Origin of the sequence: Rhizobium sp. 18055 (assembly GCF_902706285.1) — a bacterium.
In the GTDB taxonomy this organism is placed as follows: Bacteria; Pseudomonadota; Alphaproteobacteria; order Rhizobiales; family Rhizobiaceae; genus Rhizobium.
The window spans coordinates 275,588-289,403 of record NZ_CACSKD010000002.1 but is presented as its reverse complement, the minus strand read 5'-3'; the positions used below and the strand labels follow the sequence as shown (position 1 = coordinate 289,403).

At 61.4% G+C, this 13,816-nt stretch carries 14 protein-coding genes; 8 read left to right on the top strand and 6 right to left on the bottom strand.

Going from position 1 to position 13,816, the window contains the following annotated elements:
• Positions 1 to 12 precede the first annotated feature (12 nt).
• The 7 genes from yajC (at position 13) to GVL52_RS04865 (ending at position 6,675) form a co-directional block, all read left to right on the top strand.
• Complete coding sequence (yajC, locus tag GVL52_RS04895) at positions 13 to 360, top strand: preprotein translocase subunit YajC (protein WP_160004418.1); 348 nt, start codon at positions 13 to 15, stop codon at positions 358 to 360.
• Positions 361 to 418: 58 nt separating this feature from the next.
• The gene (gene secDF, locus GVL52_RS04890; RefSeq protein WP_160004416.1) at positions 419 to 2,974 is read left to right on the top strand and encodes a protein translocase subunit SecDF; all 2,556 of its coding nucleotides are present in this window, start codon (positions 419 to 421) and stop codon (positions 2,972 to 2,974) included.
• Positions 2,975 to 2,978: 4 nt separating this feature from the next.
• Complete coding sequence (locus tag GVL52_RS04885) at positions 2,979 to 3,365, top strand: Mth938-like domain-containing protein (protein WP_160004414.1); 387 nt, start codon at positions 2,979 to 2,981, stop codon at positions 3,363 to 3,365.
• A 3-nt stretch (positions 3,366 to 3,368) separates the two neighbouring features.
• Entirely contained in the window at positions 3,369 to 4,220 is an 852-nt protein-coding gene (locus GVL52_RS04880; protein WP_160004412.1) for a phytoene/squalene synthase family protein, read from the top strand.
• A gap of 70 nt (positions 4,221 to 4,290) precedes the next feature.
• The gene (locus GVL52_RS04875; protein WP_160004410.1) at positions 4,291 to 4,758 is read left to right on the top strand and encodes a hypothetical protein; all 468 of its coding nucleotides are present in this window, start codon (positions 4,291 to 4,293) and stop codon (positions 4,756 to 4,758) included.
• Positions 4,759 to 4,931: 173 nt separating this feature from the next.
• A complete protein-coding gene (locus tag GVL52_RS04870; RefSeq protein ID WP_160004408.1) occupies positions 4,932 to 5,591 on the top strand; it encodes a peroxiredoxin in 660 nt (219 codons plus the stop codon).
• 46 nt (positions 5,592 to 5,637) lie between these two features.
• Complete coding sequence (locus GVL52_RS04865) at positions 5,638 to 6,675, top strand: MBL fold metallo-hydrolase (protein ID WP_160004406.1); 1,038 nt, start codon at positions 5,638 to 5,640, stop codon at positions 6,673 to 6,675.
• A gap of 36 nt (positions 6,676 to 6,711) precedes the next feature.
• Here the strand turns inward: GVL52_RS04865 and trmFO are convergent, their stop codons facing one another.
• The 3 genes from trmFO to GVL52_RS04850 form a co-directional block, all read right to left on the bottom strand.
• Entirely contained in the window at positions 6,712 to 8,157 is a 1,446-nt protein-coding gene (gene trmFO, locus GVL52_RS04860) for a methylenetetrahydrofolate--tRNA-(uracil(54)-C(5))-methyltransferase (FADH(2)-oxidizing) TrmFO (protein WP_160004404.1), read from the bottom strand.
• An 84-nt stretch (positions 8,158 to 8,241) separates the two neighbouring features.
• Complete coding sequence (locus GVL52_RS04855) at positions 8,242 to 10,302, bottom strand: pyridoxamine 5'-phosphate oxidase family protein (RefSeq protein ID WP_160004912.1); 2,061 nt, start codon at positions 10,300 to 10,302, stop codon at positions 8,242 to 8,244.
• A gap of 75 nt (positions 10,303 to 10,377) precedes the next feature.
• A complete protein-coding gene (locus GVL52_RS04850; RefSeq protein WP_160004402.1) occupies positions 10,378 to 10,992 on the bottom strand; it encodes a glutathione S-transferase family protein in 615 nt (204 codons plus the stop codon).
• 107 nt (positions 10,993 to 11,099) lie between these two features.
• Here GVL52_RS04850 and GVL52_RS04845 point away from each other — a divergent pair, with 107 nt between their 5' ends.
• Entirely contained in the window at positions 11,100 to 11,987 is an 888-nt protein-coding gene (locus GVL52_RS04845; RefSeq protein WP_160004400.1) for a LysR family transcriptional regulator, read from the top strand.
• Between the two features lie 93 nt (positions 11,988 to 12,080).
• Here GVL52_RS04845 and GVL52_RS04840 read toward each other — a convergent pair whose 3' ends face one another.
• The 3 genes from GVL52_RS04840 to GVL52_RS04830 all read right to left on the bottom strand — a co-directional run bounded on the left by GVL52_RS04840 (position 12,081) and on the right by GVL52_RS04830 (position 13,296).
• On the bottom strand, positions 12,081 to 12,329 hold the full coding sequence (locus GVL52_RS04840; protein WP_160004398.1) for a hypothetical protein: 249 nt from the start codon (positions 12,327 to 12,329) through the stop codon (positions 12,081 to 12,083).
• 380 nt (positions 12,330 to 12,709) lie between these two features.
• Entirely contained in the window at positions 12,710 to 12,853 is a 144-nt protein-coding gene (locus GVL52_RS04835) for a DUF1127 domain-containing protein (protein ID WP_148184528.1), read from the bottom strand.
• 299 nt (positions 12,854 to 13,152) lie between these two features.
• A complete protein-coding gene (locus GVL52_RS04830; RefSeq protein ID WP_148184527.1) occupies positions 13,153 to 13,296 on the bottom strand; it encodes a DUF1127 domain-containing protein in 144 nt (47 codons plus the stop codon).
• Positions 13,297 to 13,816 lie beyond the last annotated feature (520 nt).

Below are 13,816 nucleotides of genomic sequence, written 5' to 3'. Positions count from 1 at the left end.
GAGGAGACTAACATGTTCATCACCCCGGCATTCGCCCAGGCTGCAACCGACACTGCGGCATCGCCCTTTGGTTCGGGCTTCGAAATGATCATCCTGTTCGTGCCGCTGATGGTCGTCTGGTATTTCCTGCTGATCCGTCCGCAGCGCGCCCAGGCCAAGAAGCGCGACGAAGCCCTGAAGGCAATTCGTCGTGGCGACCAGGTCGTCACATCGGGCGGTCTCGTCGGCAAGGTTACCAAGGTCATTGACGAAAAAGAAGTCGAAGTCGAAATTGCTGACGGCGTTCGCGTTCGTATCGTCCGCACCGGCGTTGCCGAAATCCGCGTCAAGGGCGAGCCCGTCAAGGCAGACGCCGCGTAGTCATCAAGCCGATACCCCCGCGAACCGGATCGCCCGGATCTGACATAGTCGAGAGAAAATGCTTCATTTTTCCCGCTGGAAGACCCTTCTGATCTGGTTCGTGGTGCTGGTGGCCGTGTTGATCGCGGCCCCCAATTTTATGCCGGGCAATTGGTTCTCCGCCTTGCCGTCCTGGCTGGCGGACAATCGCGTGGTGCTCGGTCCCGATCTCCGGGGTGGCACGCATGCGGTCTTCCAGATCGAGCGCGCCGATATTTCAAGGCAACAACTGGTCGCAACGGTCGGCGATATCAGCCGCACACTGCGCCAGGCCAATATCCGCTACACCGGTCTCACCGGCAACGACCAGACCGTCACCGTCAAGATCACCGATCCCAACCAGGTTCAAGCGGCCGTGGCCGCGCTGCAGGATATCACCGCCAGCACCAGGAGCGGCCTGTTCGGCAGTACGACACAGAATGTCACGCTGAAGCAGAGCGACAGCGGCGAACTGACGCTCGAAATCCTGGATGCGGCCATCGACCGCGCAATATCGGTCGCGCAAGCCCAGTCCGTCGATATCGTCAGCCGTCGCATCGCCGGCCTTGGCAATCCCGACTTCACCGTCAGGACGGAAGGGGCCGATCGCATCGACGTCCAGGTCTTTGGCACCGTGGATGCCGAGCGGCTGAAGGGCATTCTCAACGAACCGGCCAAGCTCTCCGTCCGCATGATCGACGGGAGCATGTCCGGGCAAGAAGCGATCAACGGCCGCTGGCCTGCCAGCTCCGAGGTTCTCTATTCGCTTGACGATCCGCCGGTGCCCTATCTCGTCGATCGCACCGACTTCATCACCAGCAACAATATCACCGATGTTCAGTCGTCAGCGGATGCGCAGGCCGATACCGTCTCGATCACCTACAAGCTCGACGCCGAAGGCACAAAGCGGCTGGCGGAGAAGACCCAGCAGAATATCGGGCGCCATCTGGCGATCATCTTTGATGATCAGGTTATGGCATCGCTGCCGATCACGGCGCCAAACCTCGACGGGACAGGTGTCATCCCTGTCGCCTATACCGAAGACGGCGCCAGGGATCTCGCTTTGATGCTGCGCGCCGGCGCTCTGCCTGCCACGCTCACCACAGTCGAGGAGCGCACCGTCAGCCCGTCTCTCGGCGCGGAATCAAAAAGGGCAGGGCTTGTCGCCGGGATCGTTGCCGCGATCCTGGTCATCGGCCTGATGTTCGGCTTCTACCGCGGCCTCGGCATCATCGCGGCACTGTCGCTGCTGCTGAACCTGATCCTGATCCTTGCGGTGCTGAGCCTGATCGGTGCCACGCTGACCTTGCCCGGCATCGCCGGCATCGTGCTGATCATGGGCATGGCGGTTGATGCAAATGTGCTGATCTACGAGCGCATCCGCGACGAGGCGAAGACCGGCCGACCGTTCTTCGAGGCGATCGACTACGGCTTCTCCCGGGCAATCATGACGATCCTCGACGCCAACGTCACGATCTTCATTGCCGCCGTCATCCTCTATTTCCTCGGCAACGACGCGGTGCGCGGTTTTGCCGTGACGCTTGCTGCGGGCATCCTCACGACCGTGTTCACGGCCGTCACGCTGACCCGCTGGATCGTCGTCACCTGGCTGCACCGGCGCCACCCGAAGCACTTGCCCAAGGATGTCCAGACCGGCATTTTCGACCGCGCCAACATCCGCTTCATGGGCATCCGCCGATACACCTTCACCGCCTCCGCAGCCGTCTGTATCGCCGCGATGATCGGCTTTGCCACGGTCGGCCTGCATCTCGGCGTCGATTTCGCCGGCGGCTCGATCGTCGAGGTCAAGGCCAGGCAGGGCGCCGCCGACCCCGAGGATATTCGCGCGCGTCTCGGCGATCTGAACCTTGGCGACGTTGCCGCCCGCCGCTTGATCGATCCCGCAAGTGCGCTGATCCAGCTTGAATCGCAAGGTGGCGGCGAGAACGCCGAGCAATCGGCGATCACGCTGGTGCGCGATGAACTCGGCAACGACTACGATTTCCGCCGCGTCGAGGTGGTCGGTCCGGCCATCTCAGGCGAACTGACGCGCGCCGCCACGCTCGGCGTGCTGGCATCGCTGGTGGTGATCCTCGTCTACATCTGGAGCCGTTTCGCATGGCAGTTCGCCGTCGGCGCCATCGTGGCGGCGCTGCACGACATCATCCTGATCCTCGGGCTCTTTGTGCTGACGGGCATTGAGTTCAACCTGACCAGCGTCGCAGCACTGCTGACCATCATCGGCTACTCCCTGAACGATACCGTCGTGGTCTATGACCGCATGCGCGAAAACCTGAAGCGCTATCGCAAGATGCCGCTGCCGATCCTGATCGATGCGTCGATCAACCAGACGCTGTCGCGCACCGTCCTGACGGCCGCGACCACGATGCTGGCGCTGGCGGCGCTTGCGCTGTTCGGCGGCGAGGTTATTCGCTCCTTCGCCTTCATCATGCTGGCAGGTGTTGCCGTCGGCACGTTTTCCTCCATCTACATCGCAGCGCCGGTGCTGATCGTCTTCAAGCTCCGCCCCGATGCGCTCAACAACGACAAGAAAGCAGCGGAACCGGAAACCCCAACCGGCAATCCGGCAGTGTGAGAATATGGCCAGAGGCATTGAGATCCGCGAAGCGCACTTCCCCGGACGCGCTCCGCTCGACACCTACGGGAATGGCGGCTTCCGCTTCGCCGACATGTCGCATCGCGGCTCTATCCTGTGCTTGCCGTCGGGCATTCACGGCTGGGAGATGGATGAGACCATGCCGCTGTCGATCGACAATCTGCAGCGTGTCATCAACGAGGCCTCGGAAATCGAGTTCCTGCTGCTCGGCACCGGTGTCGATATGCGTCCGATCCCGGCCGATCTCAAGGCAGCGCTGAAGGCCGCCGGCATTTCGTCGGATTCGATGGGCACCGGTGCTGCTGTCCGAACCTTCAATATCATGTTGCTGGAATCCCGCGCGGTCGCAGCGGCGCTGATCGCGGTCTGAAGCATGGCTGATACCACCTCGACCAACCAGGACATCTGCCTGGCGATGCTGCGCGACAGCGATCGTGATCGCTACCTCGCATGCCTCCTGTCTCCCGAAGACAAGCGCGGCGCGCTGGCGGCACTCTATGCCTTCAACGCTGAGCTTGCCCGCATCCGTGATCTCGTGCACGAGCCGCTTCCCGGCGAAGTGCGCATGCAATACTGGCGCGATCTGCTCGACGGCAATGCTCACGGCTCGACCGAAGCCAACCCGCTTGCGGCAGCGCTGCTGTCGGCCATCGAGACGCACCGCTTGCCACGCGAGACCTTCGCCAACATGATCGACGCCCGGATCTTCGATCTCTACGACGATCCGATGGAAACGCGCGGCTCACTCGAAGGCTATGCCGGTGAAACGGCTTCGGCGCTGATCCAGCTGGCAAGCCTGATCCTGTCGCCGGAAGAGGCCACGAGATCCGCCGAGGCCGCAGGTCACGCCGGCGTGGCGCAGGCGATCGCCGGATTGCTGTTGCTGATGCCGCTCCACCGTCACCGCGGCCAGCTCTATATCCCGCTGGAAATTCTTGCCGCCACCGGCCTTGACCGCGACACGTTCCTGGCCGGCGCGGACAAGACCCGGATATCGGCCGCGATCGAGGCTTTTGCCGGGCTCGGGCGAGATCATCTTGCCAAGGCACGGACGGTTCCGATTGCGCAGACTGTCTTTCCGGCCTACCTGCCCGCCGCGCTCACCGGTTCCGTCCTGGCCGGGGGCCAGAAAGCCGGCGCTGCACTGTTTGATAAATCGGTTCAGCCGCCGCAATGGCGCCGGCAGATCAGCATGACGCTGGCTCTTATGCGCAGGAAAATCTGAATCCGTCCAAACTCGCGCAAGCCTTATGCGCTATACCTGTCTTCATTGCTTGTTTTGAACGGAGAGTGACGTGAGCATTATGGTCTGGGCGGCTCTTTTCGCCATGCTCGTCATCATTGCCTTTATCGCCGTGCGCATGGCTGCCAAGCACGAGGAAGACGGCTTGCACGATACGGGGCTCGCCATCATCGAGTTCAACCGTGCCTTCCCGAAGGAAGCCATCCGGGCGCTGCAGGCGACAGCCGATGGTCAGGTGGTGTTCGTGCGCCTGCACGACAACAAGGCCGGCTTCATGCGCAACATGCAACGGCATTATTCCTGCCAGGTTATCCAGCCGGGCAGGGTACGCGTCTTGAGTTCGCAAAGCGGCAAGGGGCTGGTGATCGAGTTCCTCGATGCGGCCCATCAGAACGGCACCTTCGAGTTCGCCTCGCCGAAGGAAGCCTCGGAAGTGGCGCTGTGGCTGCTTGGCAATTACGTCGCCGAGCCGGACCGTGAACTTCCGGTTGCCGATCCGACAGCCGCCAATCAACGTTAGTATCTCCAAGCTATCCGGCTTGTTTGAAGCCCGGCGGGCAGCTGGGCCCCAGCCGTTTGCAGATTGCATCTGCAACGCCATTTCGTATTGCCTAATGCATCAAACTGGAGCATGTTTCGCGCATTCAGCGAATTCTATGATTTTTTGTTGCAACTTATTGGGAGTGTACGACAGTGCTTGCGATCAATGACATTGCCCCGGATTTCGAAGCGCAGACGACGGAAGGGACCATCGGTTTCCATGACTGGATCGGTAGTTCCTGGGCCGTTCTGTTCTCGCACCCGAAGGATTTCACTCCTGTCTGCACGACCGAGCTTGGCTACATGGCCAAGATCAAGCCGGAGTTCGACAGGCGCGGCGTGAAGATTATCGGCCTCTCCGTCGATCCGCTGGAGCGCCACGATGGCTGGATGAACGATATCGAGGAGACGCAGGGCACACGGCCGAACTATCCGATGATCGCCGATGTCGATTTCAACGTGTCGAAGCTCTACCACATGCTGCCGGCCGCGATATCAGGCGATCCCACGGTGCGCACCGCCGCCGACAACCAGACGGTCCGCAATGTCTTCGTTGTCGGCCCCGACAAGAAGATCAAGCTGATTCTGGTCTATCCCATGACCACCGGCCGAAACTTCGACGAAGTGCTGCGGGTCATCGATTCCCTGCAGTTGACGGCAAAGCATAAGGTGGCGACGCCCGCAAACTGGCAGATCGGCGGCGACGTGATCATTGCCGGATCGGTTTCCGACGAGGACGCGAAGAAGCAATACCCGGATGGTTGGAAGGCACCGAAGCCCTATATCCGCATCGTGCCGCAACCCGGCGAGTAGCCGATTACACCGAACGTCCGATTTTGGCTGGAAGCAGGAGGCGAAGATGATCTTCCGTCAGCTTTTTGATCCCGTATCGAGCACCTACTCCTATCTGATGGCGAGCCGGCGCGGCGGCGAGGCATTGATCATCGATCCGGTGTTGGAGAAGGTCGATCGCTACCTGCAACTGGTTCATGAGCTTGACCTCAAGCTGGTCAAGGCTGTCGATACGCATCTGCATGCCGATCATATCACCGGCCTCGGGGCGCTGCGTGACAAGACTCACTGCGTCACCGTCATGGGCGAGCAGACCAAGGCCGACGTCGTTTCGATGCGGCTCTCCGACAACGACCGGCTGACGATCGAGGGCCTGTCCCTCGACGTCATCTACACGCCCGGCCATACCGACGATTCCTACAGCTTCGTGCTGCCCGACCGGGTGTTCACCGGCGACACGCTGCTGATCCGCGGGACCGGCCGCACCGATTTCCAGAACGGCGATCCGCGTGCCCAGTTCGAATCGATCTTCGGCCGCCTGCTGAAACTGCCGGACACGACGCTGGTTTATCCCGCCCACGACTACAAGGGCGACACCGTCTCCACCATCGGCGAGGAGAGGGCTTTCAATCCGCGCCTGCAGGTCGGCTCTGCCGACGAATATGCTGACCTGATGAACAATCTGAAGCTCGCCAACCCGAAGATGATGGACGTCGCCGTCCCCGCCAATATGAGGGTCGGCATGGATCAGCATGATGTCGATAGCCACGGTTGGGGCCTCAGCGTAAAGCAGGCCTTCGAATTGCTGGGCAGGCCGGATATTGCGCTGATCGATCTACGTGAAAACAGCGAGCGACAGAAACACGGCACCATCCCCGGATCGCTCCACGTTCCTTATCCGTCGTTGGAGGAGAGCATTGACGCGGGTGGCATGCTGCATGAACTGGCGATGTCGACGACCAAGCGCCTGGTGTTCTATTGCGCCTTCGGCGAGCGCTCGGCGATGGCGGTCCAGGCCTCGCACGATGCAGGTCTGGCATCTGCATGTCACATCAACGGCGGTATCGACGCCTGGAAGAAGGCGAATGGTCCGGTGACGCACTGAGAGCCAGGCAGGCGCGCAAGCGCCCACCTGCTGCCATCACACAGTCTCAGCCTCAGCCTCGATCACCGGCACGCTCTGCGCGAGCCACTCGGCACAGGCGGCAAGCGCCCGCTTGGCGACCAGCTGCCGCTTCATGATCGTCTTGTCCTTGCCGCGAAAGCGCTTCACGCCCTCAGGCTTGACGATCGAGCCCGGCTCAAGCTCGGGAAATAGCCCGAAATTGATGTTCATCGGCTGGAACGAGCGCTTGCCCGGCTCCTCGTCTGTCACCAGATGGCCACCGGTGATATGTCCGAGCAGCGCGCCAAGCGCCGTCGTTGCCGGCGGCAGCGACACTGCTTCGCCCTTGCGCTCGGCAGCGGCGAACCGGCCGGCCAGCAAGCCGATGCTGGCGCTTTCGACATAGCCTTCGCAGCCGGTGATCTGGCCGGCGAAGCGCAGGCCGGGGCGCGATTTCAGCGTCAGCGAGTGGTCGAGCAGCGTCGGTGAATTGATATAGGTGTTGCGATGCAGCCCGCCGAGACGCGCGAATTCGGCATTCTGCAGCCCTGGGATCATCCGGAAGATATCCGCCTGCGCGCCATATTTCAGCTTCGTCTGGAAGCCGACCATGTTGTAGAGCGTGCCCAGCGCATTGTCCTGGCGCAACTGCACGACCGCATAGGCCTTCACCGTCGGGTTATGTTCGTTGGTCAGGCCCATCGGCTTCATCGGACCGTGGCGCAAAGTTTCGCGGCCGCGCTCGGCCATGATTTCGATCGGCAGGCAGCCGTCGAAATAGGGCGTGCCTTCCCATTCCTTGAAGCCGACCGTATCGCCATCGATCAGGGCGCTGACAAAGGCGTTGTACTGCGCCTCGTCCATCGGGCAGTTGATGTAGTCCTTGCCGGTGCCGCCAGGCCCGACCTTGTCGTAGCGCGACTGATACCAGCAGATATCCATGTCGATGCTCTCGCGGTAGACGATCGGCGCGATGGCGTCGAAGAAGGCGAGCGCATCGGCGCCGGTCTCGGCCTGGATCGCCGTTGCCAGATCGGGCGCCGTCAGCGGGCCGGTGGCGACGATTGCCAGATCCCATTCCTTCGGCGGCAGACCGGTGACTTCCTCGCGAACAACCGTGATCAGCGGATGATTGTCGATCTCCTTGGTCACCGCAGCGGAAAACCCGTCGCGATCGACCGCTAGCGCGCCACCGGCCGGCACCTGATGCCGGTCGGCGCAAGCCATGATCAGCGAGCCGGCCATGCGCATCTCGGCATGGATGACGCCGACGGCATTGGCGGTGGCGTCGTCCGAGCGGAACGAATTCGAACAGACAAGCTCGGCCAGATGGTCGGTCTTGTGCGCATCGGTACCGCGGACGCCGCGCATCTCGTGCAGGATGACGGGGACGCCGGCGCTGGCGATCTGCCAGGCGGCCTCCGAGCCGGCGAGCCCGCCGCCGACGATGTGGATGGGGGAGTGGGAAGAGGTCTTGTTCATGCGCGGCTGATTATCATGCCGCGCCGAGACAGGAAACCGGAGATTTGCGTTGCACGGGTCAGATCCTGCCCGCGCCCAACGCGTCTAGAGATCAAGCTCTAGCCGCGTGTCGCCTGCCGCCGGAACCGAACAGCAGATCAGCGCCTCGTCGTCGGCAACTGCAGCTGTCGGCGTTCTCGTATAGGCAACAGCGCCGGAGAGAACCTTGGTGCGGCAACTGCCGCAATTGCCGAGCCGACAACTGAACTCCGGCTGTAGGCCGCGCGCTTCCGCCAATTCCAGCAATGTTCCGGCACCGGGTTCCCAACGCGCTTCCTTGGCCGATCGCATGAAATAGACAGGAACCGCCACCTCCGCCGCTGGGTGGGATGGAACCGCGGCGGCAACGCCATCGCCTGACCGCGCAATCGAGGCCACGCCGAATGCTTCGGCATGGATTCTGGTATCCGCCACGTTCAGCCCGCGCAATCCGTCATAGACCGATTGCATGAATCCGGGCGGGCCGCAGAGATAGAAGTCGTAGTCGTTGAACGGCAGCACGCTGCTCAACAGCCCCATGTCGATCCGTCCCTGCCGCTCATAATCCTCGCCTGTTGCAGCCCCTGAAACATCACCAAGCAGCCGCACCAGCCGGATCACGCCGCCGGAAGCCGCCACGAGCGCCTGGATTTCTGCGTCGAAGGCGCGCTCCGCCTTGCTGTGGGCGGAGTAGAACAGCCATGTCGGCCGCATCCGCCGCTTGCGAAATCCCTCGTAGACGACATGCCGGAGCATGGCGAGCAGCGGCGTGATGCCGATTCCCGCTGCCAGCATTACCGCCGGCCGAGCCTCCGCCTCGTCGATGGTGAAGGTGCCGTCCGGCGCGCGGGCCTCGACGATGTCGCCGATGCGGAAGGCGTCGTGCAGATGCGAGGAAACAAGGCCCTCGCGCTTGACGCTGATCCGGTAGCTTCCGTCCGACGGTGCCGCCGATAGCGTATATGTCCTGATCACCGGCGTGTCCGCGCCCGGTATAGTGAGGCGGATTGGCAGGTACTGGCCGGCGCGATGCGGGACCAGCCCGCTGCCATCCGCAGGCTCCAGATGAAAAGAGCGGATGTTGGTGCTTTCATCGGTGATCCCTGTCACCCGCAGCGGCCGCCAGCTGCGCGACAGCTCGGCAGCGCTGATCCGCCCGGCCGCCTCTTGCCAATCGCCGGTCATCTGTGAATTCGGCGATTGCCCGTCGATGCGCGCCTGCCACCGGAGCGGCAGCGCATCGGCGCGGTAGACAACTTGCCGCGGCCGAAAACGCCACAGCCGCTCGGCACCCTGAAAGGCCGCGATCTCGGGCGAAGCGAGGATCACGTCGGCTTCGCCCGATAGCTGCAGCAGATCTCCGCTCTCGAAATCGGCGAACACCAATCCGGCCCGCCGGTTGGTCAGGATGTTGCCAAGCGTGTTGAAGAACAGGTTGCCGGCGAAATCGGGAATGGTCAGAACGCCGTCGTCACCAATGCGCACGAACCCCGGCTTGCCGCCGCGGTGCGATACATCGACCTGCCGTTCGCCATTGTCGCGATCGACATAGGAGGCGACGAAGAACGTATCCGCCTTGGCGATCAGTGCCTTGGCCCAGTCGTCTAGGCCGTCCAGCACCACGGAAGGCTGCGCTGGCGGCTGTTCTGCTTCACGGGCAAAGCCGAAATCGCGCAGCTGGATATATTGCGGGCAATTGCCATAGGACTGGCCGACGATCACATCGAAGCCATCGGCGGTCCGGTGTGCGATCTTGCCGTTCAGCCGGTTGCGCCGGCGCGTCTGCAGCTCGATCCCGAGCATGCCGATGGCATCGCCCTCGTTCATGCCGTTGTCAGCGGGATCGCCAGTCTCGCGCGAAAGGCGGACGCTGAGGCGGTGCGGATCGGGGCTATGCAAGAAGCCCGGATAATTGGCCCGCAGCGTCGCCCACGCATGGCCGTCGCCGTCCACCGTGCCCAGCACGATGAACGGCAGCTGCGGGTAGAACTGCCGATGCTGATCGATCAGGTAATCGCGCAGCACGCGAGCACCCACATCCTTCATCCGTGCTGCAACGCCCGCCTTCTGCTGAAGGATGATCTCCCCGGCGTGCCAGGGAGAGTTCCTGGTTGCCTGCTCTGCCATGTCTGCCTGCTGTTGATCCAACATGACGTTCTCCTTCGCGGATGCTTGATCCGCTTGCGTTTTGCAGCTGTTCCGTCAGGCGGCGTCGGCAATGCCGATTGCCGTCTTCTGGAATGGATAGAAACCCGGCAGGCTTTCGACCCGCTTCAGCCACGCTGTGATGTTGCCATACTGGGCGCGATCGACATTCCCCTCTGGTGCACGGGCAATGTAGCTGTAGAGCGCCACATCAGCGATCGTCGGCCGATCTGCGGCAATCCAGTTCCTGCCCGCCAGCTGTGCGTCGATCAGCGCCAGAATACGGTGCGCCCGCGCGATCACTTCCTCGGTATCGAATTTCGCGCCGAACACCGTGACAAGCCTTGCCGCACAGGGCCCGTAGGCGATCTCTCCCGACGACACCGACAACCAGCGCTGAACCGCAGCGGCTCCGGCCGCGTCTTCCGGCAGCCATTCAGGCGCATGCTTCTTTGCGAGGTAGACGAGGATGGCATTCGAATCCGCGATCACCAGCCCATCATCCTCAAGCACCGGAATCTGGCCGAAAGGGTTGAGCGCCAGGAAAGCAGGCTTCTTGTGTTCGCCGCCGGCCAGATCGACATCGACGATCTCGGCATCGACGCCGACCAGCGATGCGAAAAGTCTGGCGCGGTGGGCATGGCCGGAAAGGGGATGAAAATAGAGCTTCATGGGTCTGATCTCCGTTGCAATTGACGAGACGATAATTGTTTCTGATTTTGTATAGAATTACGATTATTGAAAAGAGACTGTTTCTCTGGCTGGAATAAGAGGCGATTATGGATCGGCTTCAATGCATGAAGGTATTCGTCCGGGTTGCCGAGACAGCGAGCTTTGCCGAGGCATCGCGCCAGCTCCACATGAGCCCTCCGGCCGTCACGCGTGCCATCGCCTTTCTGGAGGACGCCACCGGCGCAAGGCTGTTCGTGAGATCGACCCGCTCGGTCAATCTCACCGCGGCAGGGCAGCGCTACGCCGACGATTGCAGGCGGATCCTGTCGGAGATCGACGAAGCCGAGGCATCGGCCGGAGGACAGCACGCCACGCCGTCGGGCATGCTGACCATCACCGCCCCCGTGCAGTTCGGGCAACTCCATCTCATACCCGTCCTGACCGCGTTTCTGGAGATGCATCCGGGTGTGACCGGCCGTATCCTGTTGTTTGACAGGATCGTCAGCCTGGTGGAGGAGGGGATCGATGTGGCGATCCGCATCGGCCGGCTGCAGGATTCCGATCAGACGGCCATCAGGGTGGGCAGTGTCCGCCGGGTTGTCTGCGGCGCCCCATCCTATTTTGAGCGTCATGGCGAGCCGCAGGTGCCGGGCGATCTTGCTGCCCACGCAACCATTGTCAACACCGGCTCATCGGCACCGCTGGATTGGCATTTCGGGCCTGACAATGCTGCAGCGACGCTTCACCCGCGCCTCTATTGCAACACGCTCGAAGCATCCATTACGGCTTCGATGACCGGCTGGGGGCTGTCCCGACCATTGTCGTATCAGGTTAGCAGCCATGTTGCCGCTGGCCGCCTGCGTCTGGTGCTGGAAGCCTATGAGGGAGAGCCACTGCCGATCCACGTCGTTCACACGGAAGGGCGGCACGTATCGGCCAAGACCCGCGCGTTCGTGGATTTTGCTGTCGATAGCTTGCGAAGGCTGTCACTGTAGGCAGTGCTTCAATGCCGTCCCGCGCCAGGTCTTATCTCTGGCTGGCCTGATGCGTCATGGACGCCATCCGGGATACTTCAGGAAACGGCAGCACTACCTGCGGCGACGATCGCGCAATGCATCGATCAAGCGATGCACCTTCTCCGTCGCATAAACGATGTCCTCTCGGGGCAGGTGCACCGTGATTTCGATCTCTTCCCAACGCCCGCCATGATCTTTCGCGTAGCGGACGGCGGCTTTGAGTGAGTTGAATTCAACGGCGGGAGCATCGGCGATCCAGAACTGCACGGTGCATTTCGCTTCACCGTAGTCAGACAGGGCTTTGATTGGGTCTAGGGCCATGCGCGAGCTTTACACCGTCGGTTATTGCTTGGCTACTGCCGGCGCGGCGCCTGCACAGCCAATCCTGTCAGGTCCGTCCATCTTGATGAAAATGAAAAAGCCCGGTGCGGACTAAACCGTCGCCGGGCTTCTTGAGGATGGCATTGGGCGATGCATCCAGGGTGCAACATGGATTTCAAGGCGTTGCGATGGTTAAACCGCCAGCCTCGCTGTTCGTTCCATCACTATCGCCGATTTCTTTCGGCGAATGACCAGCCTGTCAGCCAGCCAATCAGATGGTCAACAATGCCTGGCAAACACATAAGCAGGCAAATTCAGGCGTCCAAACGCGAAAACGGCGCCATCATGGCGCCGTTTTGGATGCCTGACGCGGTCCGCTATTAGCGGAAAGCGCGCGAAGCGATGTTGCGAATCTGGTAGCGGTTTACACCGATGTCAGCCAGCGTCTGGTTGGACAGGCTGCCAAGTTCGCTAAGGGTACGGCGGTAGCTGAGCCAGCTCTTTGCAATGCGGATCGGGTTCATGATGGTATTCCTCAGAATGATCTTAGTGAGCGGCGCGATTGCCGTCTCAGTGATTGACCCTGATATAAGCGATCCCTGTCATATTGTGCAGTGCAATTATTAGGCGCCTGCCATGCAATTGTGCACTACGATGCACAGAGAAGATGCATCCGTTATTTTTTGAGCAGAGATCGCAGTGCGGAATCTGAGGCTGTCAAAAGCGCCATTGCAGCGCTTCGGACAAAAGAAAACGCCCGCTGCCAAAGGCACCGGGCGTTTTGTGTAAGCGTTCGCTTGGGAGGAGGCGGACCGCCTGAATATTAACGGGTTGCTTCGCGAGCAACGCGATGGATGTCCGAACGGTCGATGCCGAGGTCATGCAGTTCGCGGTTGGTCATGCGTCCGAGTTCAGTGATCGTCTGACGATACTTGCGCCAATTGTTGAACGAGCGAGAAATGTTCATGTCGGTCCCCTTTCCGAGGGTTGTATCTGCCAGCTGCCGTCCATCGGCGCTGAGCTCTATCTGATGGGCTGAATATATATTGCAGTGCGAAGAGCTAGCAGACACAAGATTTCAACGCACCTATGCGTAAATTGCATCTCTCAAGCTGTAAATTACACAGTTCAGCCACCTTCTGGTCAATCTATAGGCAGAATGGGCAGACTGCTGGCCACCTCGGCAATAAAGCAAGGCTTGGCTTGATCGCCTGAGTGCGACAGATGGGCCGGCACGTCTTCCGCGGGGCGTCCGGCTGGCGGCATTGTTGCCGGCGGCTCATGTGTGATGCAGTCCACTTGTCGCGAACAAGTCCCTGCCGGCAGGCAAGGCAGCACCGGCCTAAGTCATTGTATTAGTGAGATTGCATGCCTGTATCGGGCGTACGGTCAGGATGTGAAAACGCCCACCGGAGGAGGCTCCGGTGGGCGTCGCATGTGTCTGACTGGCAACCGGGAGGAGGATGTTGTCAGTCGGCCGAAGGCGC

Coding starts and splice junctions, on each gene's coding strand:
- GVL52_RS04830 (WP_148184527.1), bottom strand. CDS start 13,296: ATGAACATTTCTCGCTCGTTCAACAATTGGCGCAAGTATCGTCAGACG.
- GVL52_RS04865 (WP_160004406.1), top strand. CDS start 5,638: ATGATCTTCCGTCAGCTTTTTGATCCCGTATCGAGCACCTACTCCTAT.
- GVL52_RS04885 (WP_160004414.1), top strand. CDS start 2,979: ATGGCCAGAGGCATTGAGATCCGCGAAGCGCACTTCCCCGGACGCGCT.
- secDF (WP_160004416.1), top strand. CDS start 419: ATGCTTCATTTTTCCCGCTGGAAGACCCTTCTGATCTGGTTCGTGGTG.
- GVL52_RS04855 (WP_160004912.1), bottom strand. CDS start 10,302: ATGGCAGAGCAGGCAACCAGGAACTCTCCCTGGCACGCCGGGGAGATC.
- GVL52_RS04835 (WP_148184528.1), bottom strand. CDS start 12,853: ATGAACCCGATCCGCATTGCAAAGAGCTGGCTCAGCTACCGCCGTACC.
- GVL52_RS04840 (WP_160004398.1), bottom strand. CDS start 12,329: ATGGCCCTAGACCCAATCAAAGCCCTGTCTGACTACGGTGAAGCGAAA.
- yajC (WP_160004418.1), top strand. CDS start 13: ATGTTCATCACCCCGGCATTCGCCCAGGCTGCAACCGACACTGCGGCA.
- GVL52_RS04845 (WP_160004400.1), top strand. CDS start 11,100: ATGGATCGGCTTCAATGCATGAAGGTATTCGTCCGGGTTGCCGAGACA.
- trmFO (WP_160004404.1), bottom strand. CDS start 8,157: ATGAACAAGACCTCTTCCCACTCCCCCATCCACATCGTCGGCGGCGGG.
- GVL52_RS04880 (WP_160004412.1), top strand. CDS start 3,369: ATGGCTGATACCACCTCGACCAACCAGGACATCTGCCTGGCGATGCTG.
- GVL52_RS04850 (WP_160004402.1), bottom strand. CDS start 10,992: ATGAAGCTCTATTTTCATCCCCTTTCCGGCCATGCCCACCGCGCCAGA.